Genomic DNA, 26638 nt, shown 5'->3' on the forward strand with positions numbered 1-26638 from the left:
CACCCTGAAAATAGAAAGCCCGGCCGTTGTGCCGGGCTTTTTACATCAGCCTCGTGAAAATTTATAAAAGGCCTTTGTCTCGCGCCAGCATCGCGGCATGCGTTCGATTGCGCGCCCCAAGTTTACGGGACAAGGTTTTGACATGAAGCTTCACAGTCACTTCCTGCACATCCAGATTTCGCGCGATTTCCTTGTTTGAAAGCCCTTGAGCCAAACCAATGAGAACATCCTTCTCACGAGGTGTGAGCAACACGAGATCTGAATCATCGTCACTCTCCCTTGACAGTTCCTCGGGAATATAAACATTTCCATCCAGAATATGCTGGACAGCGGCCAACAAAACTGCAGGCGTCAGGGTTTTGGGTAAAAATCCATCGGCACCGGCCTTGATCGCGGTGCGCGCAATATCAGGTGGTGCGGTTCCAGATATAATTGCAATCGGACAATTTACCAGCTTCTGCATTTTCTCTAATCCGGACAAAGCTTCCATGCCTGGCATCGAATAGTCCAACAAAATCAAAGAAAACGGTGCTTCATTCGCATTCACTTCAATGGCGTCTTGCAAACTTGAAGCGCAAAATACTTCGAAACCGCTGCTAGAGCGAAGGTACTCTGCAATCGTTCCACGAACCAGGTCGTGGTCATCAGCTATAAGAATCTTTTTCATCACGACGTCTCTTGCCCAAGGCATGACGTATTTAGGTTAACGAACATACTCTTCAAGTGACTTGTGCGCCTTATACAAAGTACCTAACGTCATGGCCAGATAACTTATTGAAAAGTGACATAAACGGTGCAGCAATTCCCTCAACCACCTACCTTCACAGACTGTCTTCATGTTATAGCCACTCAAAGGATAATACTATGCTAAAGTATATCATGGCTTTTGCGCTTTCGCTACTGTCTTCCTTCTCCCCCACGGTATCCTCGGGTCAAGTTTCAGATGAAGAAATTTTGATCATTCGAATGCATACTGAGGACGACTCTGAGCCAAAAATTCACAGTTTTTCCATGTCGGACTTGGAAGCCCTGCCAAGGTCTTCCGTGACGACAAGTACAATTTGGACTGAAGGGGAGCAAACTTTCACCGGCGTAAGTGTTCAAAGTCTTTTGGAACATTTGAACGTTCAGACCGGTCAATTGGAATTGATCGCCCAAAATGAATATTCGATTGAAGCGCCTGTCGAGGATTTCTATCAAGACGCTGCTTTGCTCGCTTACAATCGCAATGGCGAATCTATGAGTTTGCGGGAGTACGGGCCACTGTGGCTCGTCTATGACTACGATTCAGACGCAAAGTACCGCACAGAATTCTACTATCTGCGAAGTATCTGGCAGCTTCATAAAATTGAAATTCAAACTGAATTAGAGGTCGAACTAAATCGCTGATCAAATGCCAAAAGGTCTGATAAACTTCCTAACATCACTGAAAAGCCAAATTCGGCTATTTAGTTTTTTGTCGGTCGTATTTTTCACGGCAACGATTGCGATGACTGCTCAGGTTTTCTTTCAGATCGACAAATATCGAACAACTGTAAATGACAATTTACGTTGGTCGCTGACCCAGATGGAGCGTGATCACCTCCAGTTCATCCTCGCACTTGAACGGGTAAAGTCTGCGGACACCGAAAGCATCCTACAAGCTAAACTCAGGTATGATATATTGTACAGCCGAGTCATGAGCGTGAGTGAAGGAAGTACGTTCAAAGAGGCCTTCACCTTGTCAGAACCTCAAGAACAGCTTCAAAGAATTGTCGATACTCTCGACGACGCTATGCCATTAATAGATGCAGAAAAAGAGAATTTCTTCGCAAATGTCACAACCCTTTTACTTTTATTTGATCGCTTAACTCCATTGATGCGTGACTTATCCTTGGACAGCATCAAGGCCGAGGCCAAAAATGTTGCGCAGGAACGTACGATTCTGGCAAGTCGGCTTCGTCAGCTTGCGGTCCTAAGCTTGCTCCTACTATCTGGGCTTCTTGCACTCTTGTATTTCTTGTGGTTGAGCGCTCTTTCCCATCGACAAAAATCAAAGGGAAATTTAATTACACTCAATCACTTACAGACCATACTTGACACATCCCTTGATGCCGTTCTTGTTGTGAACAAGGATGGAACTTTGCTAGAAAGCAATTTAGCTGCAACCGAACTTCTTGACCTGACCGATAAAAATAAAGCTGCCATAAATATCAATGATATTCTGTCACAACGTCTAGACAATTTGCCGGAACGAAAGGTTCAAGCAAACGATTTGTTTAGATTTTGTGCGCTTGGCCCCATACGGAGTACAGATTTCGCGGCGCAAGCAATCAATTCGCATAGCTTTCCAATTGAGCTTTCCGCAAAAATTGCTTCGACAGCAGGCAACACGGTTTGCGTCTGTTTCTTTCGTGACATCTCAAGACGATTGAGCGCTGAAGAAGCCGTCGCCCATTCTCGAGATGAAGCGTTGGCCGGCGAGCGGGCCAAGGCGCGTTTTCTTGCAGTCATGAGCCATGAAATGCGCACGCCTCTTCAAGGCATATTTGGAACTCTTGATTTGCTTGAAGAAACGCCACTTAGCGCCGAGCAGGATCGACACCTTTCAATATTACAGTCTTCCAGTACTCTTTTGTTGAATCAGGTGAACGACGCCGTTGAAATGTTAAGGTCGGGAAACACCAATACACTGGTCAAAAAAGACACGCAGTTCAATTTTTGCCAGATGATGTCGGAAGTCGTCCTCTCAGCCTCTCCCACAGCACACAAAAACAATAGCACAATCAAGAAAGTACCCTCCAAACGAAAAGTTGGAGACGTAGAGGGTGATCAGGAAAAGTTGCGGCAGGTGTTGATGAACCTGTTTACAAATGCCGCCAAATTCACCGTTGACGGCACCATCACTGTCGAAGCAGCCCGTGTCGGTGAAAAGGACAGCGACTGGGTCGAAATTCAAATTACTGACACGGGCATTGGTATTAAACCCGAAGATTTGCCACGCATATTCGACGAATACGTACGATTGAACGAAGAAGACACAGGAACTCCAGAAGGAAGCGGATTAGGGCTGAGCATCACCAAACAACTTGTTCAGCTTATGGGGGGAGAAATAGGTGTCGAAAGTGAACCAAATGAAGGGAGTGTGTTCTGGGTAAAGCTTCCCTTGCCTGCAGTAAATCAGAAGTCAGCAGTTTCTTCTAAGGTGGGTGCGATCACACCCAAGGAAAACAACTTTCCACAGAAAATCTTGCTGGTCGAAGACAACACCAGTAGCCGCGTCGTACTTGAGCAGATGTTGTCCAATGAAGGCCACAATATTCAGTCCTGCAGCGATGGCGAAACCGCTGTATCTTACGCATCGATACAGAATTTTGATCTCGTCATAATGGATATAAATTTGCCTGGATTGAGCGGAATCGAGACCGCTGAGTTGATCCGGGATCGGGCAAGCATTCAAAACCCACCACGAATTGTTTTTTTGACGGCCCTCGCAGCTCTGGAAGCACGATCATATGGTGATAAGGAAGGAAAAGAAGAAATTTACACAAAGCCTCTCAGGAGAGAGGAACTTAGAGGTTTGGTTGCAAAAAAAACTTCAAAAACCGCTGTAGATGATCGCTCCGCTCATTCGGATTTCGATGCTCAGACCTTTCACGAGTTTCGTGAAACGCTGGATGAATGCGAGTTTGAAAATCTTTTGGATTGCTTTCGTCAAGAGGGTGACGACCTCATCGCTCGCTTACAAGATTTTGAAGGGCAAACGCCGAAAGATCTCGCTCGGATAATTCATCAATTGGCAGGCTCCTGTGCGACCTTCGGCGCAAACGCGATGCAGGCTATCCTCAGTCGGGCTGAAACAGCCGTCGCAGACGAGGATCTAATTACGGCGCGCAATGAGCTAGATGCATTGCCTGAGGCTTGGAAATTGGCCTGCGATGCTCTGGATGTCCTGCAAAATCAAGCCAGTTCGAAACAGTCCCACTTCCGATAGGAAAAACTTCGTGCTAGCCGTGTGAAATGAAAAAAACACGGCTGAGCCTGAAGTGGCTTGAAATATTTCTGCTGATCACCCGGCACGGCTCATTACAAGCCGCTTCAGAAGAGGCTGGTCTTTCAATCAGTACCGTTTCTCATCACCTGCGCAGTCTTGAAGATGAATTGGGGGTTAACCTGTTCGACCACAAACGCCGTCCCATTCGACTAACCGCAGAAGGGAGCATTTTTCAGCGCAATATCAGCGAGGCGATGCGTCTGATTCACAAGGCCGAAAGTGAAGTGACAACAGCCAATGTTGCGCAAACCCGAAACCTAAAGCTGGCTTTGATCGAAGATTTCGACAGTGAAATCACCCCGGAACTTGCGCGCAGCCTCATCGACAGCATGCCCAACTGCCGATTTCAACATTTGACCCGGCCGAGCCATGACATTCTGGAACTGCTCAAGAACAACGATATCGATATCGGGGTAGCCACGCGCCCGCAGTTTGAACAGCCAGACCTGATCGAAACACCCCTTCTACGTGACCCGTTTGTGATGATCTTGCCGGTCAATTGTGGGCATCCTCCAGAACAGCTACTCGACAAGACAGGGCCCCTGCCCTTGCTGCGCTACAATCAGAACCAGATTATTGGCACGCAGATCGAAACACAGCTTCGCCGCCTACGCGTATCACATCCGGTGCAATTTGAGTTCGACAGTAATCAAACCTTGATGAACATGGTGGCCGAAGGACACGGATGGGCCATTACGACGCCCACCAATTTCATGCGGGCTCGCAGATTTCACCGACAGATCAAACTGGTGCCCTTCCCCGGCAAGGAGTTTGCGCGCTTTGTCTCGATCTTCTCTACCGAATTGTGCCCTCCGCATATTTTGATGGCGGTCAATCAAACTCTGCGCAACCTGATCCAATCACACTCAATTACGCCCATGACCGAAAAGTTCCCGTGGCTCCGCGATCAGTTCAACTTAATGCCTGATGGCCTTACAGAATCTTGAATTTTGTCCGAATGGCCGCGTCTTGTTCCGCTGTTAGATACTGAGGCCGATGCTCTGCCAGAACCGATTTGGCTTTGGCATTCGCCATTTGCCAGGCGTCCTGCGCGCCGTTGTCTTCCCAGGTGCGCGGGTTCTCACGATCAGCAAGACTGGGATAGAAGTAATCCCGCTCCATCGCCTCATAGGTATGGCTACCGCCAAGAAAATGCCCTTCACCCAGAACTGCATCGCAAATCGCGTCATAGCCAAGGTTTTCCTCGGTCACTTCAACACCGCGCAAAATGCGATAGGTATTGGAGTGCATTTCATCATCCAGAATGAAGGCTTCATAACTCGCTCCAAGTAGCGAGGCGGTCATCCCAGAGGATTCATAAATCAGATTGCCTCCGGCCAAGGCCGCCGCAACTGATGTCATTGCCTTTTCCGCACCGTATTGTGCATCGATGGCCTTTGCATCCGTCATAGATGCAGCAACGCCCGACGGAAGCCCCAACCAGTTACTGAGTTGGGCAGAGGCCGCATTGAGCACTGAAATCTCTCCTCCGCCACCAGCGAACGCACCGGTTCGCAAGTCAATCACAAGGGGCCAGTTGGCAAACACCATCGGATGGCCAGGTTTGATGGCATTCACCATCACAAGACTGGCAAGCGTTTCAGCGAGAGATTGCGCCAAGAAACCCGCTAGTGTTGCAGGTGCCGTCGCTCCTGATTGCGCAGCCGTGATGCAAGACAGTGGCATGTTATGTTTGATGCATTCAAACGTCACATCCACGGCATCTTCACCAAACCGCATGGGCGAAATCACCGGGCTGATATGTACCTTGAGGAACGGTTTGCGGGCAAATTCACCCGGACCACCGGCAACGATGTCAAACATCTCGACAATCGGATCGACGTGTTCCGCCAGTGTAAAGGCCGTAGCCACCGGTTTGTTGGTATTCTTCATCAAGGCATAAGCGGTATTTACATCCAGCTCGTAGGGGTCCTCGACGTCCGTGGCAATACAGCAGCGCGTGAACCAACTGACATTGTTCAATGTGTCTTGGAGTCGGGTAAAGTTGTGCAAGTCTTCCAAAGTCGAAGGGCGATACAGCCCCGTATCCAAGTCCAGCGCCTGGACCGCAGCGCCACCAGTGCCAAAATACACTGTATCGCCCCCCACTTCGATAGACCGCTCGTCATCCCGCCCATGCAAGATGAAGGTCTTGGCCGCCTTGCCAATCATGTCTTCGACCATGGCGCGAGGGAAGCAATAACGATCCCCCGCAATGGGCTCGGCTCCTGCTTTGACCAGAACCTTGGCCAGATTGTCAGGCACATCGCCCATCCCCAACTCTTCCAGCAAGCGAAGCGCCGTATTATAGATCGAGATCAACTCTGCCTCGGTGAGAGGTTGATAAGCACCACCTATCTGACCCGGAGGTGCCGGGTTGACCTTTGGCGGTGCCGCACTTTTGGCAAGCCGCTTACGGCGGCCAGATCTGCGTGCCTTTTGTGCTACCTCTTCGGTCATCTGTGCCCTCTTTGCTCAGAATGGGAAACGTTGGACCTGTTATGCACAGTCATCCCCCCTCATTCGCAACCCTGTTCGCGCAAGCTTCGAATTTATCGAAGCCAGAGTATCAAAATTTAAAATTCCGTTAGATCGCAATTGACCACCGGGGTCGAAACGCAGTCCTTACACACAAACCTTAGCTCGCGGAGACTCCCATGAAATCGCAGACCCGTTGTGTTGTAATTGGCGGCGGCATTGCCGGTTGCTCGACCCTCTACCACCTTACACAGGAAGGCTGGACCGATGTTGTCTTGGTCGAACGTAATGAGCTGACCAGTGGCACGACATGGCATTCTGCCGCGCAGGTCACCAACTTTGGCATGAACCAAACTATGGTGGGTCTGAAGACGCATTCCATCAACCTCTACAAAGAACTCGCAGAAGATCCCGAATATCCGATCAACTATCACCATGCCGATGGCGGCATTCGTCTGGCCAATACCGAGGCGCAGATGGAAGGGTACCGCCACTTCTCGTCCATGGCGCGTGGGATGGACGTCGAATTCGAAGTGATCGATGCCGAGGAATGCGCCCGCCGCCACCCTCTGATCTCAACCGAAAACCTTGTGGGTGGTCTTTGGGACCCGCTTGATGGTGACATCGACCCCGCGCAACTGTGCCAGGCGCTGGCGCGTCGCGCCCGTAAGGCCGGTGCTGAGGTGTACCGCAACACGCCGGTGACCGGCCTGACCCAGCTCAAAGATGATAGCTGGACTGTTCACACAGAACATGGCGACATTGATTGCGAGGTGGTGGTCAACGCCTGTGGCTACCGCGTGAACGAGGTTGGCGCGATGATGGGCGTGCACCACCCGGTCATGTCTATGGAGCACCAATATTTCCTGACTGAAGAGATTCCTGCGATCAAGGAAGCGGGCCACCGTATGCCGCTGCTACGTTGCCCGATCTCCGATTACTACTCGCGGCAGGAAAAGAACGGCCTGTTGGTCGGCTTCTATGAGCAGGATTGTAAGACATGGGGCATGGACGGAATTGACCCCAACTTTGTCAACGCGCTGTGCCCAGATGATTTGGATCGGATTACAGACGTCCTTGAAGGGGCGTTTGAGCGGATGCCAGCCCTCATGGAGGTTGGCATTCATACGGTCGTCAACGGTCCGATCACCTATACCATTGATGGCGCGCCTCTGGTTGGCCCGATCCCTGGCAAACGCAATGCCTTCTGTATTATTGGCCTGCGCGCTGGGCTGGGCGAAGGCGGCGGGCATGGCTGGCTATTGGCACAACAGATCGTCCATGGCGAGGCGTGCTATGACACTTGGTGCTTAGACCCGCGCCGTTTTACTGGCCACACCAACGTGGAATTGACCGCCTTAAAGGCGATCGAGGATTATCAGAATGAATTCCGCTTCCACTTCCCTAATGAGCATCGCCCCGCGGGCCGCTACGCCAAGACCACGCCCCTCACCCCAGTGCTGGAGGCGAATAATGCAGAGTTCACAGTGGTGAACGGTTGGGAACGTGCTGAGTATTTCAAGCCCTCACCCGATTTCCATGTGACTCATAGCTTTAAGTTCGATGAGGCACACGACATCGTCGGGGAAGAGGTTAAGGCGGTACAAAACGCCGTTGGTATGGCCGAAGTCAATGGGTTTAACCGGTTTGAGATCACAGGCGCCGACCGCCACAGTTTCCTAGATCGGATGATCTGCGGCACTGTCACAAAACGTGATGGCCGCGTCGGGTTGGGCTACCTGCTCAACCATCATGGCATGGTCAAAAGCGAAGCAACCGTGGCCAATATCCCGGCCTCAGACCGTGGCCCTGCCCGGGTCTGGTACGGCTCGGCTGCGGCGTCAGAATTTCACGACATGGATTGGTTGCATAAACACCTGCGCGATGATGAAGACGTTCAGATCAAATCGCTAACCAATGATCAAACCATTCTGGTTCTAGCTGGTCCCAATTCCCGCGCGGTTCTATCAGAAGTCTCCCGCGCGGATTGGTCGAAGGAAGCGTTTCCGTGGCTATCAGTGCGTGAGTGTTTCATTGGAATAGCCCCGGCGACGGTTATGGCGGTCAGTTTCTCAGGCGAGTTGGCCTATGAGATCCACATCCCCAACGCCAATCTTTATTCTGCCTATCGTTCGTTGCGAGAAGCGGGCAAGGCACACGGCATGAAGCTTTTTGGTGCGCGCGCGGTAGAATCAATGCGAATGGAGAAAGGCTTCCTGCATTGGAAGGCGGACCTGATCACCGAATTTGACCCGTTTGAAACTGGCCTGGATCGTTTTGTGAAGCTCGATAATGAATTCATCGGTAAAGAAGCCTTGCTCAAACGCCAAGAATCGGGTCCGAACCGCAAACTGGTCACGCTCAAGGTCGACTGCAACTATGCGGCAGCCCATGGCGGGGCGTCAGTGATGATCGGGGACAAGGTCATCGGCACCGTCACCTCGGGCGATTGGGGGTACAGAACCGACCTCAACTTAGCATATGCCTTTGTTGACCCTGAGCATTGCGCAGAAGGCAGCAGCGCCGAGATTGACATTCTGGGAAATATGATCCCCTGCACGGTCATTCCCTCAGCCCCTTATGACCCGGACATGACCCTTCCTCGAGGTTAAAGGCAAATACATTCAACATTGTGAATTGGCGTCTCCATTCAAGGAGTTGCCATTCCTATCGCTTGCTTTACCTTTCTGAGCACTGAGTCTCTGACCAGCCTTGACGCCAGAAAGAAAGAGAGCACTGCGTGACCGTCTGGAAACAACTGCTGATCGTGTGCCTTCTGGCCGCTGCCGGATATGGCGGCTTTACCTATTATCAGCATTACACAACCTCGGATGAAGATGAATCAACCGAACGCCCTGCCCGCCCAATCTTGGTGGAAACCGCTCATGTCGAATCTCAAATGATGGTTCAAAGTGTTGAGGCGGTGGGCACAACCCGTGCGTTGCGTTCCATTTCCATTGTTCCTTTAGTCAGCGGCAGGATTGTCTCGCTTGAAATCTCCCCCGGTCAAGCTGTTGAAGTCGGTGATGTACTGGCGCAGTTGGATGACCGGATCGCACAAGCCGATCTGGCCGAGGCGCAGGCTCGCCTGACCGAACAAGAGCAAGTTCTAACGAGAGTCAGACAACTGCGAGAGACAAACGCCGTTTCACAAGCCTCTCTGGATGAAGTCACCGCCAGACTGGCCGAAGCGAACGCACAGCTCGACCGGATGGAACAGCAACTCGAAGATCGGACCATTCGCGCGCCCTTTTCTGGGGTCATTGGTCTCAATGAAATCGATCTCGGCGCACGCGTCGATGAGGGTGAAACCCTCACGCGACTCGATGACCTGTCGCAAGTTATCATTGAATTCTCTCTGCCTGAAACGCTATTTGCCGAGATCGCGATTGGGCAGCCGATCAGTGCGCGTTCAGCAGCGTTTCCGGGACGCGCGTTTGCGGGTACCGTTTCGGCAATAGACACTCGGATTGATCCGACCAGCCGCGCGTTTCGCGCGCGCGCCATTGTCCCAAACCCTGACGGCACTTTGCCAGCTGGCATGTTCATGTCTTTAACGCTGATATTGTCGGAAAGTGAAAATCTGGTGGTACCGGAAGAGGCAATCGTTTTTGAGGCGGCATCGACTTATGTCTTTGTCATCGTTGATGATGTTGCTGAGCGCCGCAACGTTACGACCGGCCAACGTCAATCAGCAATTGTTGCCATCAATGATGGCCTTCAGAGTGGCGATGAAGTGGTCATTCGCGGTCTGAAGCGCGTGCGCGACGGCAGCCAAATCAATAGACCGGACCCCACCTCCGAGACAGATCAAACTGTGGAAAACGGCTCATGACCTTGTCTGACATTGCAGTTCGGCGCCCCGTTTTGGCGGCTGTAGCCAGCTTGTTGATCATCGTCTTTGGCATCGCCGCAGTGCAGTCCATCCCGATCCGCGAATTGCCAGATATCGACAACTCGGTTGTGACCATTCAAACCACCTATACCGGTGCCGCAGCCGAGGTCGTAGATACCGACATAACTGAAACCATTGAAGGCGCGGTCTCTGCCATCAACGGCCTGCGCACGATCAGCTCGGAAAGCCGTCAAGGGCGTAGCAATGTCACGCTGGAATTTGAAGTTGGCCGCGATATTGACCAAGCCGCCAATGACGTGCGTGACGCGGTGGGTCGTGTGCGAGGGCAGCTGCCAGAGGAAGCAGATGAGCCACGTGTCATCAAAAGCGACGCCGATGCCGACCCGGTAATGCGGCTTGCGGTAACTTCCTCGCGGATGACGACGGCAGAGATCACAGATTATATGGATCGATTCATTGTCGACCGGATTTCGACCATTGATGGCGTGGCCAGCGTTCGGATTTACGGCGACCGGCCGTTCGCAGTGCGCATTTGGTTGGACCGCAGAGCCTTGGCGGCCCGTAAGCTAACGGTAGCCGATGTCGAGGCCGCGTTGCGTCGCAATAATTTGGAACTCCCGGCTGGTGAGTTAAAATCGCAAAACCGGCAAATGACGGTCCGCCTGAACAGCCGTTTGGAAGCGGTCGATGATTTTCGCAATATCGTTGTCGACCGTATTGCCGGTTACCCCGTGCGTCTGGGTGACGTTGCCGTGGTGGAACCAGGCGTTTCAGATGATACCACCATCGTACGTACAAACGGCGAGGATGCTGTTGGCATAGCCGTCTTGCGACAAAGCCAATCCAACACGCTGGCCATCTCTAAGGCAGTTCGCAGCGAAGTTGCCCTGCTGGAACCCACCCTGCCCGAAGGCATGGAAATCATCGTGGGATCTGATGACGCCCTGTTTGTCGGGGCGTCAATCCGGGAGGTTCTGACCGCGCTGATGATTTCTTTGAGTTTGGTCATTATGGTGATCTTGCTGTTTTTGCGCAGCATTCGGATCACCTTGATCCCGGCGATCACAATTCCAATCTCTTTGGTGGGCTGTTTCATTTTCATCAATGCAATGGGATTCTCGCTTAACACCCTGACATTGCTCGCGCTGCTTCTTGCCATTGGTCTGGTGGTGGACGATGCCATCGTGGTGCTTGAGAACATTCAACGTCGCATCGAGCAAGGCGATACCCCTATTGTCGCCAGCCTGCGCGGCGCGCGTCAGGTCACCTTCGCCGTGATCGCCACAACGGTCACACTTGTCGCTGTCTTTGTCCCACTCTCGTTCATGCCGGGACAGGTAGGCCGCTTGTTTGTAGAGTTTGGTTGGGTGTTGGCGGCAACCGTCATCATTTCAACCTTTGTCGCCTTAACTGCCTGTCCTGCATTGGCGTCAATACTCCTGCGCAGCCGGGAAAGGGCAACGGGCGAAAGACTGGAACATAAACAGTCAACCATTGAGCGACCCTACGAAACCATCTTATCAAGGGCTTTGGGGATGCCGCTGGTTGTTCTGGCCATTTCGGCAGCCCTGTGTTCGGGCGCCTTTCTGGTTTACGAGACACTACCGCGCGAACTGAGCCCAAAAGAAGATCGCGGTGTTGGCTTTGTCCCTCTTACAGCTCCAGCAGGCAGCACGGTGACCCATTCAGACATCGCCGCCCGTCAGGTTGAAGAGATTCTTGCCCCGATGCGTGATGAGGGCATTTTGGAGACGGTTTATACCTTTACCGGCTGGGGCAATCGCGCGTGGCGTTCTTTTGTCGTGTTCCGTCTTGCCCCATGGGAAGACCGCGATGTGTTGGTGTCTGATGTGATTGGCCGGATCATGCCCCAGATGGGGAAAATCACCATCGCGCGTGGTTTCCCTGTGGCCCCGTCAGGGTTGGGGCTACGTGGCAGTTCGACCCCGGTTCGAATTGTGATCGGCGGACCAGATTTCGAGAGCGTTAAAGGCTGGGCAACGGAATTGTTGGCTGCTGCAGATGACGTGCCCGGCTTGGTCAACCCTGACATTAACTTTGAGCAAAACCTGCCGCAACTGGATATCAGCATCGACCGTGCGCGCGCCGACGATCTGGGCATCACCGTGGAGACCATTGCCAACACTCTGCAAACCTTCCTTGCTTCACGCGAGGTCACCGGATTTGTCAGCCGCGGTCGGGAATATCCGGTGTTGTTGCAAGCCAAAGCGGATGATCGCAACGCCCCTGCAGACATCAACAATATCTTTGTTCGCGCTGGAAACGGAGAATCCTTGGTGCCGCTGGGTGCCTTGGTCACTCTGACTGAAAACGCCGCCTCCCCGTCTCTCCGCCGCTATGACCGTCTGCCGTCGGTTCAATTGTCAGGTGCCCTAGCTCCGGGCTATAATCTAGGCGAGGTGTTGACATCTTTGGAAACGATTGCGCAAGACATCCTTCCCGCCGAGGCCAAGCTGGGCTTTGCCGGGCAATCCCAGACCTTCAAGGACACAACTTCTGGGACCACTTTGATATTCGCGTTGTCAATATTGATCGTCTTTCTAGTGCTTGCAGCGCAGTTTGAAAGCTTCATCCATCCCATCACCATCATGCTTACCGTGCCAGCCGGTTTAGCAGGTGCAATATATGCCATGGGCCTGTCTGGTTTGTCGCTCAACATCTATAGTCAAATCGGGATCATCCTTCTCACCGGAATGGTGGCAAAAAATGGGATATTAATCGTCGAATTCGCCAATCAACTACGAGACGATGGGTTGGCAACACGCGAGGCAGTACTTCAGGCATCCGTTCAGCGATTGCGCCCAATCGTGATGACGGTATTGTCCACAATCCTTGGCGCAGTACCTCTAGTGTTGGCTAGCGGTGCTGGAGCCGAAAGCCGCATTGCAATCGGCACTGTAATTGTTGCGGGGTTGGGTATGGCGTCAGCGCTGATGCTGGTGGTCACACCAGTCCTGTACGATTTATTGGCTCGTTTTACACGGCCGCAAGCAGAGCGAGAGGCGCTCTTGAGCGAAGGTATGTCACAGCATTAGCGACAAAGCCTGTTACGGATACAATTCATCGGCAAATATCAGCCAGTTATCAGCCCTTTTTCTGATTTCAGGCATAGCCAACCTTGATTTGTGATGTGATATTCATGCCCGAGGGGTGGGTAAACGCGTGTTCGAATCGAAGATCAGAAAAATACTTTGTTTTACGATATGGCTCATCATATCAGCGCAGTCATCAAATGCAGTTGAATTGACAATATATGCTCCAGGTGCTGACGAAGACTTGGCAAAAGCCCTTGAAACGGCCTCGTTAACGAACAAAACCAGGAGCGAAGAAACAAGCACATCGCAGGATTTTCTCGCCGCAGCTCGAGCCGATTATGCCCGTATAACCAGTGTTTTGTACGAATTCGGCTATTATGGCGGGGTCGTACACATCTTTGTGGACGGACGCGAAGCCGCTTCAATCCCTCCCGTCGACGAGCCACGTTCAGTCAACACCATTCAGATCACGGTCAAAACCGGTCCCAAGTTCGCCTTCTCCAAAACGCAAATTAGACCTTTGGCCCCTGAAACAATGTTGCCAGAAGGCTTTGCGATCGGAAAGCCTGCACTCAGCGGACTCGTCGGCGACGCAGCTGCCGAAGCTGTGTCCGCCTGGCGCGAGCACGGTCATGCCAAAGCCAGCATCAGTGACGAAAATATTACCGCAAATCATAAAAGCAGGACGCTGTCTGCCGACGTTGGAATTGCGCCGGGACAGCAAGTACAATTTGGTGTGCTAAATGTGGTAAAGGCTGAATCCGTCTCGACACGACGCGTTCAACAAATCGCCGATCTCCCCACTGGCGAAAACTTTTCTCCCCGCGAGTTACGTGACGCTGCCGATCGATTGCGTAAAACCGGAACATTTCAATCTGTCGTTTTACAAGAAGCCGAAGATATTAACCCAGATGGGACGCTGGATATCAACGCCGAACTGATCAACGCCAAACGCAGGCGCATCAGTGCGGGCGTCGAATATGAAACCATTGACGGCATAACGCTCACCGGCACTTGGCTTCATCGGAATATTCGCCGAGACGCAGATCGCCTCAAGGTTGAGGCTTCAGTTGGCGGCATCGGCGGCGACATCGGTGGTGTCAGTAGCAACGATAGCGGAATAGATTACAGCATTACGACACGGTATGATCGGCCCGCCACCTTCTCCCGTGACACAGGCCTATTTCTGGGGTTCCGAATCCAGTTGGAGGACGAGCCAGAATACCGCGAATACAGCTTTGAGATTGGAGGCGGTGTCACCCATGAATTTGCAGACGATCTGAACGCGGAGCTTGGGATCGGATACCGTTTCTCTGATGTTCGGGATGATCTAGGCACGCGGACGCTTCAGCACCTCATCCTTCCGGGCAAAGTGACATGGGATACGCGAGACAATGAGCTGGATGCGCACAAAGGAATATATGCCAACTTGCAACTCATCCCCTTTTACGAATTGAAAGACTCCGATCTCGGCACACGAGTTTACACAGATTTGCGTTCATACCGGGCCGTTGGCGCCAACAAGAATCTCGTCTTTGCGGGCCGTGCACAGCTCGGCGCAGTCAGTGGCTCAAGTCTTGCGAATGTCCCTCCTGAATATCTGTTTTACTCAGGCGGTGCTGATACCGTGCGTGGGCAGCCTTATGAATCTTTAGGCGTTGATTTGGGGAATGGCCAAACCATCGGTGGCCGGTCGTTCGTCGGTTTTTCGGGTGAGGCCCGCATTCCCGTTGCTGGAAACTTTTCCGCCGTGGCGTTTGCAGATACTGGATTTATCGGTCCCGAAGCTTTCAGTATCGACAACGGCGAATGGCAAAGCGGCGGTGGTCTTGGCGTGCGGTACGCCACCAGCATCGGTCCGATTCGGTTCGATCTGGCCACCCCGTTTGATGATAACGCGGGGCAGGATTTCGAATTTTACATCGGTATCGGTCAGGCCTTTTGATGCGCCGGTTTTTTATCATATCTCTTTTCATCGCCTTCGCCACGGTTTTGTGGGCGCAAGACGAACCTCCTGCTGAAGCAAGCGATGACGCGAGCTTTCTCGAAGGTTTGATTCAGAATGCTCTTTCTGGTGCTGGGCGTGAGGTGGAAGTCAAAGGCTTTCAAGGGGCGCTGTCCTCAAACGCCACGCTTGACGAACTGATCATCTCAGATGCAGATGGGCCCTGGCTCATACTCAAAGACGCATCCTTAGTCTGGACTCGCACAGCCCTTTTGCGCGGTCGGTTGAAAGTAAATGAATTGACCGCCAAAGAGTTGATCATTTCGCGTCTTCCCGACAGCTCGGAAGCGCCCAGCACAGAAGATTCCGTTGCCCAACCGTTTGCACTTCCGGAACTTCCTGTCTCGGTCGATATTGGGAAGATCAGTATCGAGAATGTTGAAGTAGGGTCTGATGTTCTGGGTGAAGCGTTGTCGCTCAGTGTTTTAGGAAATCTGACGCTCGAAGGAGGCAATGGTGAGGTCTTGATGAAGATCGCACATCAGCCTGAGGATAAGGGCCGGTTCTTTATCGATGGCAGTTACTCCAATGAAACGCGTCAATTAAAAATCCTTGTAGATTTAGAAGAGCAAGAAGGCGGCATTGTTGCAACCCTTTTGAAAATTCCGGATGAACCCCCTGTATCACTCAGGATCTTCGCTGATGCGCCGCTGTCGGATTTCAAGGCGAGCCTTGCTCTGGAAACTGAAGGTGAGCCCCGACTGGCGGGCATCGTGACCTATGCGGAAAAAGGCCACCCCACTGACCGCGTAAAAGAGTTCACCGCCAACATGGCTGGCGATCTGCGCAAGCTTTTCAAAACTGAACTACAACCGTTTTTTGGTGAAAAAACCCTGTTCAGCCTGAAGGGCCACCAAAAGCCGGACGGTGCCACCGATATCGAGCGCCTGTTTCTGAGTGCGGCGCAAATGCAGCTGGATGGCAACGCCGAACTAGCCCCCGGCGGCTGGCCTAGCAATTTTAATCTAAAGGGGCACATCGGTGGCAATGAGGTCGTTCAATTGCCCACTGCGGGACCAGCGACTTACCTTGAGAAAGCGGATATCACCGCATCATACGACGGTAACAACGGAGAAGCCTGGCAAGCCCAACTATCATTGAACGGCTTTACCCAAGAAGATGGCATAGCCTTTGAAAATACCATGTTGTCCGCATCCGGGACCTTCGGCCAAATGCGCCCTCGAAAACTCACCGGCAATTTGGAGCTATTGATCGAAGGCCTCACAGATGAGAACCCTGCACTTGCGAAAGTAATGGGCACGACCGTCACCGGCCAAACAGGCATCGTCTGGCAGAAAAACACCGGGGTGAACTTGCGGGGTTTTGAAATTCAAAGTGGTGACCTGCGGCTGTTGGCCAATGGCGGTTTAGGTGGCTTTGAAAAAGGCCTTCCTTTCAGAGGTCGCGCTTATCTTGGCGCTGGAGATTTGTCCCGCTTCTCAGAGATCGCCAAGCGTGATCTGAGCGGTGCAGTTGAGTTGGCATTACGCGGCGAGGCCGAGCTGCTCGGTAAGTCCTTTGACGCTGATCTGTCCATCCGCTCAACTGACATGAAAATCGGAGAGGACCGGCTGGATCCTTTACTGGCAGGCAAGGCCCAATTGGAAATTTCTGCACGACGCGATACCACCGGCACGACCATCGACAACATGACCGTGCAAAGCCCCCAAGTGGATGCTAAACTGCAAGCCCAGCTGAATCCTGAAAGCGGCGACCTGACTCTTGCAGCAAAATTGAACGATCTAGCCGTAGTGGAACCCACTTTGTCGGGCCCCGCAACGGTAGACACTGTCGTGAGCTGGGCTGCAGGCCAAAACCTGACCATCGACAAACTTGTCGCGCAGGCCATGACGGCTGAACTCTCCGTAACCGGAACCCTTGACCCAGAAGATGAAAAGCTCCCCTTCGAGGGTGACATCGATTTTCGGGCTACTGATCTATCAGCTTTTTCTGAAATTGCTCAACGCCCACTCTCTGGTGTGGTTGATCTGCAATTCAGTGGCGCGGCACAGGCCGGAGGGGACTTTATCAACGCCCCCTTCTCTGCTGAACTTTTCATGACATCGTCTGACATTCAAATCGGTGAAGACCAAATTGATGCTTTGATGTCAGGCAATACCAAACTGGTAGCTAAAGCCACGCAGGATGAAAATGGATTGCGCCTGGATACCTTCAACATTCGTAATCCCGCGCTGACCGCCACGGCAACAGGTCAACTGGTCAAAGGCGAGGATGGTACATTTGTCCTCAACGCCGAGATTGCGGATGCCTCGGCGATTGATCAGCGCCTGAACGGGTCAGCGCGTTTGGATACTGATCTTGGATGGGATGGGACAACAGAAACGTTAACCTTGAACCACTTATCAGCAGCGGTATTCGGCGCAGACCTTGCCGCGAAAGGTATGGTACAGCCATACGATGAAACTTGGCCATTCGAAGGCTCGCTGACCTTCACGGCTCCGGATTTGTCGCAGTTTGCTCCTCTGTTCAATAAGTCAGTGGCGGGTGCGATTGATCTGAAAGCCACTGGTAATGGCAAACTCAAAGGGCAAGAGTTCGATGTTGAATCCGATTTTTCCGGAACAAATCTAAGAAGTGGCAACTCCCAAATCGATGCACTCTTGGGGAGCAAGGTTATTTTCGAACTGTCCGCTTCATTGCTCAATCATGAACTGGATTTGCGAAAATTAATTCTGGACGCCGCTGAAATAACTGCTGATATCAAAGGATCAGGTCCTGGTTCTCCTATAAGCTTTGATGCACGCCTTGCCAATCTCGGGCGCTTTGCTCCCGGCTTTGAAGGGCCGCTGTCCGCCAAGGGGCAGGCGACGTTAAATGACGCGGCAGGCGAAAACATCTCCCTCGAACTCTCGGCTGAAGGGCCAGGTGGGGTGACGGCCAACATTGCTGGCGATATTCTGGAATACGGAAAATCTGTCGCGCTCTCCGTCACTGGCGGGCTTCCACTTGGCCTGATCAACCAATTCATCACGCCCACGGCCTTGGACGGCAACGCAACCTATGATCTACGCATCAATGGCAAACCATCGCTTTCTGCGATTTCCGGCACCGTCAACTTGGGGCCTGCACGGGTGTCCGACCCCAAATTGAATGTCTCCTTCGAAAATGTCAGGGGCACAGCCGACCTGGCCGGGGGCCAGGCGACCATTGATCTGACCGGGCAATCCGTTTTGGGGGGGTCGGTTCGTGCAACTGGCCCTGTCACGTTGACCCCGCCCTTCTCTATGGATCTAACGCTGAAGTCCCAAACTCTCACGATCCGTGATCCCGAGTTGTACCAAACTTCGCTCAATGCGGATCTCAAACTTACAGGTCCCTTGCTCTCCGGAGCCAAGCTAAGCGGCCGTGTCGATTTGGGAAAAACCGAAATTCGACTGAGTCCAAGCGTCGGATCCGGGATCAAAGACCTGCCGGGCTTGAAACACATCAACGAACCTGCAGCTGTTCGTGCAAGTCGCGAACGTGCAGGCCTTATTAAAAAGGAAAAGTCTGAACCCGTTATTCTTGGGTTAGATCTGGAAATTAATGCTCCAAACCAGATTTTTGTGCGCGGGCTTGGTTTGGATGCAGAACTGGGCGGAGAGCTTCAGGTCAGAGGCACCACCAAGGACGTTGCCCCCAGTGGATTTTTCGAACTGATACGCGGGAGAATTGATATCATTGGACAACGCATTGAATTGTCCGAAGGGCTGGTCGATCTGCGAGGCTCTTTGATCCCTTACATCCGCTTTGTTGGGGAAACAGACACGGGCGACATCACTGCGCGGGTAATCGTCGAAGGCGCCGCAGATGAGCCCGAGATCACTTTTGAATCCACGCCGGAATTGCCGGATGAGGAAATCGTCGCCCACCTGTTGTTCGGTCGGGGGCTAGACTCGATTTCGCCAATTCAGGCCGCGCAGCTCGCGGCGGCTGTCGCGTCGCTGTCGAGCGGTGGCGGTGGGCTCAGTGGAGGGCTGCGCAGCCGCCTTGGCCTCAGCAATCTTGACATTGGTTCGACCGATGACGGAGGAACAGAAGTCACGGCGGGCACTTATATTTCAGACAACATCTATTCTGAATTCACGGCAGACAGCGAAGGTAACGAAAAAATAAATCTGAATCTCGACGTCTCACCCAGCTTCACCGTCAAGGGGTCAACAAGCACCGATGGCAACAGCGGCGTCGGCGTGTTTTTTGAGCGGGACTACTAGGTTCGCCCCGCCACTTCGCATCAATCAGTAGGGTAATGAACGCGTTTAGGCGTTTTTCTGGCGTTCGCCCTCTGCTCGGCAAATATTATCAGCCTCTTGAACGCTCATGCTGTTCGGACGGCCAATTGAGCGGTCCCAAAGAACCCGTTCTTTCGTATACAGTTGGCAGGTCACCACGCCTTTGGACGAATTTACCTTAACTGGAGTTGTCTCGTATTTTTGCGGATCAATGGAGCACCCAGACAAAACCACAGCCAATGCTGCGCCACCCATTCCGATTCTAACGTTACTGATCAATTTCATCAGTTTCACCTTATACACACTCGTTTCTCTTACATACCCATGCTGAATTATATGAGGATGTTTCTTAGTTTCGCGCGTTAGACAGGTTTTGGTTAGGGTCTGTCAAACGAATTTTCGTTATTTCAACATACTCTTCTTTTTTGTGTCATCGCTCTCACAAAAGAAATCAGAGGCGATTTCCCGCTTTACGCGAAGGACTAAACTAGAGATCACCTTTAAAAAATCTGGACAAGTTCCAAACGTTAGTCAACCGGCGAACCAAGGCACGCTTTAAAGTTGTTCAATGTCCTTATTCCACGAGAACATTAACATTGCGAAAAGATTCGAAAAAATCAAACCTAACAAAGAAAATAGGGGGCAGATTGCCCCCTTTTAGTTTCGCCGTTCAGGCTCTGTCTGTTAACCGCCCGGTGTTTTTTTGCCTGCGGCCTGAACGTCGTCCGGATCAGGCTCACCTAATCCGTGTGAGTGGAGGGGCGGATAACAATTTCCCACCCCTGTTCCGTGATCAACTACAGCCGCTGGTCGCGCCGCAGGTGTTGCATTTCATGCAGGTGCCGTTGCGCACTAGGGTGTAGTTTCCGCAATCCCCACATGGGTCGCCCTCATAACCCTGCATACGGGCTTTGGCGCGGGCATCCATGCCGGTGTTTACGGTCGTGGTGGTGGTTTCTGTTGTTGTTATCGTCGGTGCTGCGACGGTTTCGGGCACCAGCGTTTGTAACGCACCAACAGGGTCGGCAGCGCCTGCCAATGCTGTCGCACCGGCGGTTTGCCCGCCATTCAGAACAACCAGTTCTTGCGGAAGACGCTTGCGAAGATAGCCGGTCGAGCTGATTTGCTTCAGAACCTCCAAGGAATTAGACGCAGCTTCACCTGACAACTCTCTAATATTGCTGACACCTTCCTCTTCACCGCGACCGATGTCATCAAATGTGGCCCCTTCGGGTTTCACATGTGCCAGATCGGTGCGATCCAGATAGCTGACCGCCAGTTCGCGGAAGATGTAGTCAAGGATCGAGGTTGCATTTTTGATGCTGTCGTTGCCCTGCACCATGCCCGCAGGCTCAAACTTGGTAAAGGTAAAGGCGTCAACAAACTCTTCCAGCGGCACACCGTATTGCAGACCAACAGACACCGCGATGGCAAAGTTGTTCATCATTGCCCGGAAACCTGCTCCTTCCTTGTGCATATCAATGAAGATCTCGCCCAAGGAACCATCGGTATATTCACCAGTGCGCAGGTACACCTTGTGGCCGCCAACAACGGCCTTTTGCGTGTAACCCTTGCGACGCTCCGGCATTTTTTCGCGGTGCGATTTGACGATTTCTTTGACAATCACCTTCTCGACGATTTTTTCTGCCAGAACTGCCGCTTTTTCTTGCGGTGTCCCGATTTCCAGCACTTCGGCTGCCTCGTCGTCATCTTCGACCAGCGCCGCTGCCAATGGCTGACTCAGCTTGGAACCGTCGCGATAGAGCGCGTTTGCCTTAACACCCATCTGCCAGCTGCGCTCATACGCTTTTTGGCAATCTTCGATGGTTGCATCGTTCGGCATGTTGATCGTTTTGGAAATCGCGCCCGAGATGAACGATTGCGCAGCCGCCATCATGTCGATGTGTGAATTCACCGACAAAAAGCGCTTGCCCTTCTTGCCGCATGGGTTCGCACAATCAAAGATATGATAGTGCTCTTCACTCAGGTGCGGCGCACCTTCCAGTGTCATGGTACCACACACGTGATCGTTGGCCGCGTCCACATCACGTTTGGAATAGCCCAGATGCGCCAACATATCGAAGGTTGGATCGTTCAGCTTAGCCGCTGGAATACCCAAAACGTTGGTGCAGAACTCTTCGCCCAGTGTCCACTGGTTGAACACAAAGCGGATGTCGAACGCGCTGCCAAGGGCCGCGTCGATTTTGTTCAGCTCGTTCTGACCAAAACCATGACCTATCAGCGAGGTGTGGTTGATCCCCGGCGCATTGCCGATCGTGCCGTGACCAACGGCATAGCTGACAATCTCTTCGATCTGGGCCGAGCTGTAGCCAAGCGTTTCAAGTGCTCCAGGAACAGAACGGTTGATGATTTTGAAGTATCCGCCACCGGCGAGTTTCTTGAACTTTACCAGTGCGAAGTCAGGTTCAATCCCAGTCGTATCACAATCCATAACCAGACCAATGGTGCCTGTTGGAGCCACAACAGAAGTCTGAGCGTTGCGATAGCCGTGTTTTTCACCCAGCTTAAGTGCCTCATCCCAACTTGCCATCGCCAAGTCCACCAGACGGCTATCAGGGCAGTTTGTCAGATCCAATGGGACCGGCTTCACAGCCAGCTCTTCATAACCTTCGGTCGCGCCATAGGCCGCATTGCGGTGATTGCGCATGACCCGCAGCATGTGTTTTGAATTGCGCTCATAGCCTGCAAACGGCCCCAGCTCGCCCGCCATCTCAGCCGAGGTCGCATAGGCTACACCAGTCATGATCGCGGTCAGCGCACCACAGAGCGCCCGGCCCTCTTCACTGTCATAGCCATAGCCCATGTTCATCAGCAAGCCGCCGATGTTGGCATAGCCCAGACCCAATGTACGGAACTCATAAGACAGCTGTGCAATCTCCTTTGACGGAAACTGAGCCATCAGAACTGAGACTTCCAGTGTCACAGTCCACAAACGCGTGGCATGCACATAGCTGTCAGCGTCAAACTTGCCATCTTTGTAGAACGTCAACAGGTTCATCGATGCCAAATTACAGGCCGTGTCGTCCAGGAACATGTATTCGGAACAGGGGTTTGAACCGCGAATCTCACCGTCTTCCGGACATGTATGCCAGGCATTGACGGTGTCGTGGTACTGAATGCCTGGATCGGCGCAGGCCCATGCCGCATGCCCGACATCTTCCCACAGATCGCGGGCTTTGATTGTTTTTGACACGCTGCCATCCGTGCGGTTGATCAGCGCCCAGTCTTCATCGTTTTCCACTGCCTTAAGAAAAGCATCAGTCACGCGGATTGAATTGTTGGAGTTTTGTCCGCTGACCGATGCGTAGGCTTCACTGTCCCAATCAGTGTCGTAGGTCGGAAATTCGATGCTGTCATATCCCTGCCGCGCATAATCCAACACACGTTTGACATATGTTTCAGGGATTTGGGTCTGTTTTGCCCCCCGAATGGCAGTTTTGAGCTGCTCGTTTTTCTTGGGGTCAACCGCATCTTCTGAACTGCCATCCCAAGCGCGGATCGCGCCAAAGATTTCGTTCAACTTCTGCTCGTGCATTTTGGAACCGGCCACGATGGAGGCCACTTTTTGCTCTTCTTTGACCTTCCAGTTGATGAACTCCTGCACATCTGGGTGATCCGCGTCGCAGATTACCATCTTGGCCGCACGTCGTGTGGTACCACCCGATTTGATCGCGCCTGCAGCACGGTCGCCAATTTTAAGGAACCCCATCAGACCAGATGATTTCCCGCCACCTGACAGCGATTCCCCTTCGGCCCGCAAGGACGAGAAGTTCGTGCCCGTGCCTGAACCATACTTAAACAGGCGCGCCTCGCGCACCCACAGATCCATAATGCCGCCATCGCCAACCAAGTCGTCCTTGACTGACTGAATGAAGCACGCATGGGGCTGCGGGTGCTCATAGGCGCTGCTCGATTTGGTCAGTTCGCCCGTTTGGAAATCGACGTAATGGTGCCCCTGTCCTGGCCCATCGATGCCATAAGCCCAATGCAGGCCGGTATTGAACCACTGTGGGGAATTCGGTGCAGCCATTTGATTGGCCAGCATAAAGCGCATCTCGTCATAGTAAGCAGAGGCGTCTTCTTCGGTGGTAAAATAGCCACCTTTCCAGCCCCAGTAGGCCCATGCCCCTGCGAGACGATCAAACACTTGCTTAGCGCTGGTTTCACCGCCCATCTTGGCATCGTCATTCGCGGGAACCGAACGCCACAGAAATTCGGGAACACCCTTTTCCTTAACCTTCTTCATTGTCGAAGGAACGCCAGCTTTGCGGAAATACTTTTGGGCAATCACATCGCTCGCAACCTGGCTCCATTTGGCAGGAACTTCGACTTCATCCAGCCGGAAAACAATTGTTCCATCCGGATTCCGAATCTCCGAACTGGTTGTGATGAAATCGAGGCTCGCATATGCATCCTGCCCCGCCGTGGTAAATTTACGTTCGATTTTCATTATAGCTGCCCCATATCTCAGCAATCATGACAAAATGTGTTAAAATCTGACGTTGCAGATCTGCAAAGCCACCAAACATAACGGGTACAAACATCGGTAACGCAGCCCTGATATCAGGATGCGGTGAATAAGCCCGGCTTGCACCGAGGTGTTCTTGAAGTTCTGTCCCCGCCTTGCTTGTTGCCACTATATATTGTGGTCAGCCAGCTTGCCCGCACAAGGTGGCGTATATACCCCTATGTGGTCAACGCTTTTTTTGAACTTTTTTTTGGAAAAAACTGTTGACCGGTAGTTAGTAAATCGCGGCGACCATAGCCTGCCGATTCCTCCACAGGACGTTTGGTTCTATTCCGTGTATGCCTAGATCACGTAAAAGCCTTGGTTTTCGGCTGCCTTAGGTGGAAGCATTGAAGTTTTACTTGCAGATTCATCCACAACAAGCACTTCACTCGGGTTATGAATCATTAACGCAGCTTGCACTGCGTTTATGACATCTCGATGATTGAGAGAGAAGTGGTCGGGGCGGCAGGATTCGAACCTACGACCCCCTGTACCCAAAACAGGTGCGCTACCAGACTGCGCCACGCCCCGGACCATGGCGCTTCTCTAAACCTCTTTTTCTGATTTGAAAACCCCTTAACAGGGCCAAGATGCATATTCTTTTTCGATAGAAGGATGTTGGATTTCACTGCCGACGGAAATACCAATCAAATTGGATAAACCACCATTGATTTCAAGCACATACTGTATGTTATCGCCGCCATAAATCGGGCTTTTATCCAATGGTATGGCGTTGCTATGGATCTTTTGCACAACCCCAGTAGAATCGAGAAACAGCATATCCAGAGGAATCAGCGTGTTCTCCATCCAAAAGCCCACGACTTGCGGCTCGGGATAGACAAACAGCATGCCGGCGCTCTTGGGCATTGATTCACGATGCATCAATCCTTGCGCTCGCTCTACCTTATCATCTGCAACTTCTACGGAAAAGCGCGCTTGCCCCCAATCTCCGCGGACAGCAAGCGAATCTTCACGGCAGGAATTTTCCGCAACTGCCGCCGTTCCAAACAAACTAAGAAATGTGAAAGCAATCAGCTTTGCTTGACAGCCACTTCCCATCCGCAAACCTCTGTTGCCATACGGCCTCGTTTTCCTTCGATCACACGAATGGCAAGCGCTTCACCAGGCTGGAGATCTGCCAGACCAGAGCGACGCAACACTTCCATGTGCACAAAAACATCTTCGTCTCGGCCAAAGGTATTCGCGAATCCAAAGCCCTTTCCCTTGTCGAACCATTTCACCCGCGCCGGTTCCAGCTTGGCCGCCTTGATAACTTCAGGATCGATATCATCCAGGTCTGCCAAAGCGATGCCACCCGCATCTGCAGGAGGTTCAATATGGTGTACAACTACGGCCTGTGTACCGCGCTCGGTTTTTTGAACATCAATTTCAACCACCGCTTCATCTGCAACCGAACTCTGGCCGAAATTTCGGAGCACGTTCGCGTGCAGCAAAATATCTGGGCCACCTTCGTCGGAAACTACGAATCCGAATCCCTTGACCGGGTCAAACCACTTGACCCGACCTTTGATTGTCCGAATATCGTCGTTCATTTGCGTCACCGTAGTCCACCAAGTGTTAGAGCTCTTAACTCAAATCGCTTCTTGTGCCATTTTGCACCCAACGCGCAAGCAAAAAGTCTATTATTTTTCAAGGCCTAGCATTTCGCGAAACGCGAAAATTATGGGTTTAGCCGTGTAATTTTCCATTCATTTTCAGAGGCTTCACGCCGCCACACAAACCTGTCATGAAGACGATACGCTCCATCTGCCCAAAATTCAATTTCTTCTGGAACAATTCTGAAACCACCCCAAAACGGTGGTCGCTTTGGATTTGCTCCCTTTTGGGTTGTAATCTTCGCAACCTTTGCCATCAAAGCGCTGCGTGATTCAAGCGGACGTGATTGCTCTGACGCCCATGCCCCCAGCCGACTTTTAAGCGACCGTGATGCATAATACTCGTCTGCTTCCAGGCCATCTTCCCTGATAACAATGCCCCGAACCCTAATTTGTCGCCGCAACGACTTCCAGTGCATGACCATCGCCGCCTTTCCGGTTGCAGCAATTTCTTGTCCTTTGGCGCTTTCGTAATTCGTGTAAAACCAGAAGCCATCATCTGTGATTGATTTCAGCAATACCATTCGCACATTGGGCAGACCATCGGCATCGACGGTCGCAAGCGCTATAGCATTTGGATCATTGGGTTCAGATTTCTCCGCGTCCCGCAGCCAAGCTTTCGCAATTTCAAACGGGTTCTCCCCCGCAAAAATTCCGTTCAGTTTCACCATTTCGTTCCCCAAAAACATCTCAGACACGAGTTACACACTCCAAACCCTAGCACAACCATTACATTATTATAGGTGGTTTATATTCCACAGAGCCCATTTCTGCCGGTCTTCAGTGCCTTCCACTTGATGCAAGGTCGTGTATCGCCTAAAGACAAGCCAA

Annotated in this window: 16 protein-coding genes and 1 tRNA gene; 8 read left to right on the forward strand and 9 right to left on the reverse strand. The window is 52.2% G+C overall.

The annotated features are described in order from the left end of the window. Positions 1 to 61: 61 nt before the first annotated feature. Positions 62 to 667, reverse strand: coding sequence for a response regulator (locus tag ROA7450_RS08725; RefSeq protein WP_085805316.1), 606 nt, complete (start codon positions 665 to 667; stop codon positions 62 to 64). Between the two features lie 197 nt (positions 668 to 864). Here ROA7450_RS08725 and ROA7450_RS08730 point away from each other — a divergent pair, with 197 nt between their 5' ends. Genes ROA7450_RS08730 through ROA7450_RS08740 form a run of 3 tightly spaced genes read left to right on the forward strand, consistent with a single transcriptional unit; the run spans position 865 to position 4980 of the window. Continuing rightward, positions 865 to 1389 carry a putative pterin-binding protein gene (locus ROA7450_RS08730; RefSeq protein ID WP_085805317.1) on the forward strand — a complete coding sequence of 175 codons (525 nt, stop codon included), beginning with the start codon at positions 865 to 867 and terminating at the stop codon, positions 1387 to 1389. 4 nt (positions 1390 to 1393) lie between these two features. After that, positions 1394 to 3973, forward strand: coding sequence for a hybrid sensor histidine kinase/response regulator (locus tag ROA7450_RS08735; protein ID WP_085805318.1), 2580 nt, complete (start codon positions 1394 to 1396; stop codon positions 3971 to 3973). A 26-nt stretch (positions 3974 to 3999) separates the two neighbouring features. Further along, positions 4000 to 4980 (forward strand): LysR family transcriptional regulator, encoded by a 981-nt coding sequence (locus tag ROA7450_RS08740; RefSeq protein WP_085805319.1) that lies wholly within the window; start codon positions 4000 to 4002, stop codon positions 4978 to 4980. On the opposite strand, the gene ROA7450_RS08745 is transcribed toward ROA7450_RS08740, so the two are convergent. Beyond that, positions 4967 to 6493: a trimethylamine methyltransferase family protein gene (locus ROA7450_RS08745; protein ID WP_085805320.1), complete on the reverse strand. Its 1527-nt coding sequence runs from the start codon at positions 6491 to 6493 to the stop codon at positions 4967 to 4969. The two genes, ROA7450_RS08740 and ROA7450_RS08745, sit on opposite strands and share 14 nt — an antisense overlap. A gap of 197 nt (positions 6494 to 6690) precedes the next feature. Between ROA7450_RS08745 and ROA7450_RS08750 the strand changes: the two genes are divergently transcribed. The 5 genes from ROA7450_RS08750 to ROA7450_RS08770 all read left to right on the forward strand — a co-directional run bounded on the left by ROA7450_RS08750 (position 6691) and on the right by ROA7450_RS08770 (position 19642). Next, entirely contained in the window at positions 6691 to 9123 is a 2433-nt protein-coding gene (locus ROA7450_RS08750) for a GcvT family protein (RefSeq protein ID WP_085805321.1), read from the forward strand. A 128-nt stretch (positions 9124 to 9251) separates the two neighbouring features. Next, a complete protein-coding gene (locus ROA7450_RS08755) occupies positions 9252 to 10346 on the forward strand; it encodes an efflux RND transporter periplasmic adaptor subunit (protein ID WP_085805322.1) in 1095 nt (364 codons plus the stop codon). Further along, a complete protein-coding gene (locus ROA7450_RS08760) occupies positions 10343 to 13423 on the forward strand; it encodes an efflux RND transporter permease subunit (RefSeq protein ID WP_085805323.1) in 3081 nt (1026 codons plus the stop codon). Before ROA7450_RS08755 ends, ROA7450_RS08760 begins: the two co-directional genes overlap by 4 nt. A 241-nt stretch (positions 13424 to 13664) precedes the next feature. Continuing rightward, the gene (locus tag ROA7450_RS08765) at positions 13665 to 15368 is read left to right on the forward strand and encodes an autotransporter assembly complex protein TamA (RefSeq protein WP_234999472.1); all 1704 of its coding nucleotides are present in this window, start codon (positions 13665 to 13667) and stop codon (positions 15366 to 15368) included. Continuing rightward, entirely contained in the window at positions 15368 to 19642 is a 4275-nt protein-coding gene (locus ROA7450_RS08770; RefSeq protein WP_085805324.1) for a translocation/assembly module TamB domain-containing protein, read from the forward strand. The genes ROA7450_RS08765 and ROA7450_RS08770 overlap by 1 nt, the downstream gene beginning before the upstream one ends. A gap of 45 nt (positions 19643 to 19687) precedes the next feature. Here ROA7450_RS08770 and ROA7450_RS08775 read toward each other — a convergent pair whose 3' ends face one another. The 7 genes from ROA7450_RS08775 to pdxH form a co-directional block, all read right to left on the reverse strand. Beyond that, positions 19688 to 19945 (reverse strand): hypothetical protein, encoded by a 258-nt coding sequence (locus ROA7450_RS08775; RefSeq protein WP_234999473.1) that lies wholly within the window; start codon positions 19943 to 19945, stop codon positions 19688 to 19690. 508 nt (positions 19946 to 20453) lie between these two features. Beyond that, positions 20454 to 24131 carry a vitamin B12-dependent ribonucleotide reductase gene (locus ROA7450_RS08780; protein ID WP_085805326.1) on the reverse strand — a complete coding sequence of 1226 codons (3678 nt, stop codon included), beginning with the start codon at positions 24129 to 24131 and terminating at the stop codon, positions 20454 to 20456. Next, complete coding sequence (locus ROA7450_RS21265) at positions 24115 to 24318, reverse strand: hypothetical protein (RefSeq protein ID WP_085805327.1); 204 nt, start codon at positions 24316 to 24318, stop codon at positions 24115 to 24117. The genes ROA7450_RS08780 and ROA7450_RS21265 overlap by 17 nt, the downstream gene beginning before the upstream one ends. Before the next feature lie 327 nt (positions 24319 to 24645). Next, positions 24646 to 24722 (reverse strand) — tRNA-Pro (locus ROA7450_RS08790). A gap of 45 nt (positions 24723 to 24767) precedes the next feature. Continuing rightward, on the reverse strand, positions 24768 to 25250 hold the full coding sequence (locus ROA7450_RS08795) for a DUF192 domain-containing protein (protein ID WP_085805328.1): 483 nt from the start codon (positions 25248 to 25250) through the stop codon (positions 24768 to 24770). After that, on the reverse strand, positions 25223 to 25744 hold the full coding sequence (locus ROA7450_RS08800) for a cold-shock protein (RefSeq protein ID WP_085805329.1): 522 nt from the start codon (positions 25742 to 25744) through the stop codon (positions 25223 to 25225). The genes ROA7450_RS08795 and ROA7450_RS08800 overlap by 28 nt, the downstream gene beginning before the upstream one ends. A gap of 128 nt (positions 25745 to 25872) precedes the next feature. After that, complete coding sequence (gene pdxH, locus ROA7450_RS08805) at positions 25873 to 26478, reverse strand: pyridoxamine 5'-phosphate oxidase (protein ID WP_085805365.1); 606 nt, start codon at positions 26476 to 26478, stop codon at positions 25873 to 25875. Positions 26479 to 26638 lie beyond the last annotated feature (160 nt).

This window comes from Roseovarius albus, from assembly GCF_900172335.1.
Taxonomy (GTDB): Bacteria; Pseudomonadota; Alphaproteobacteria; order Rhodobacterales; family Rhodobacteraceae; genus Roseovarius; species Roseovarius albus.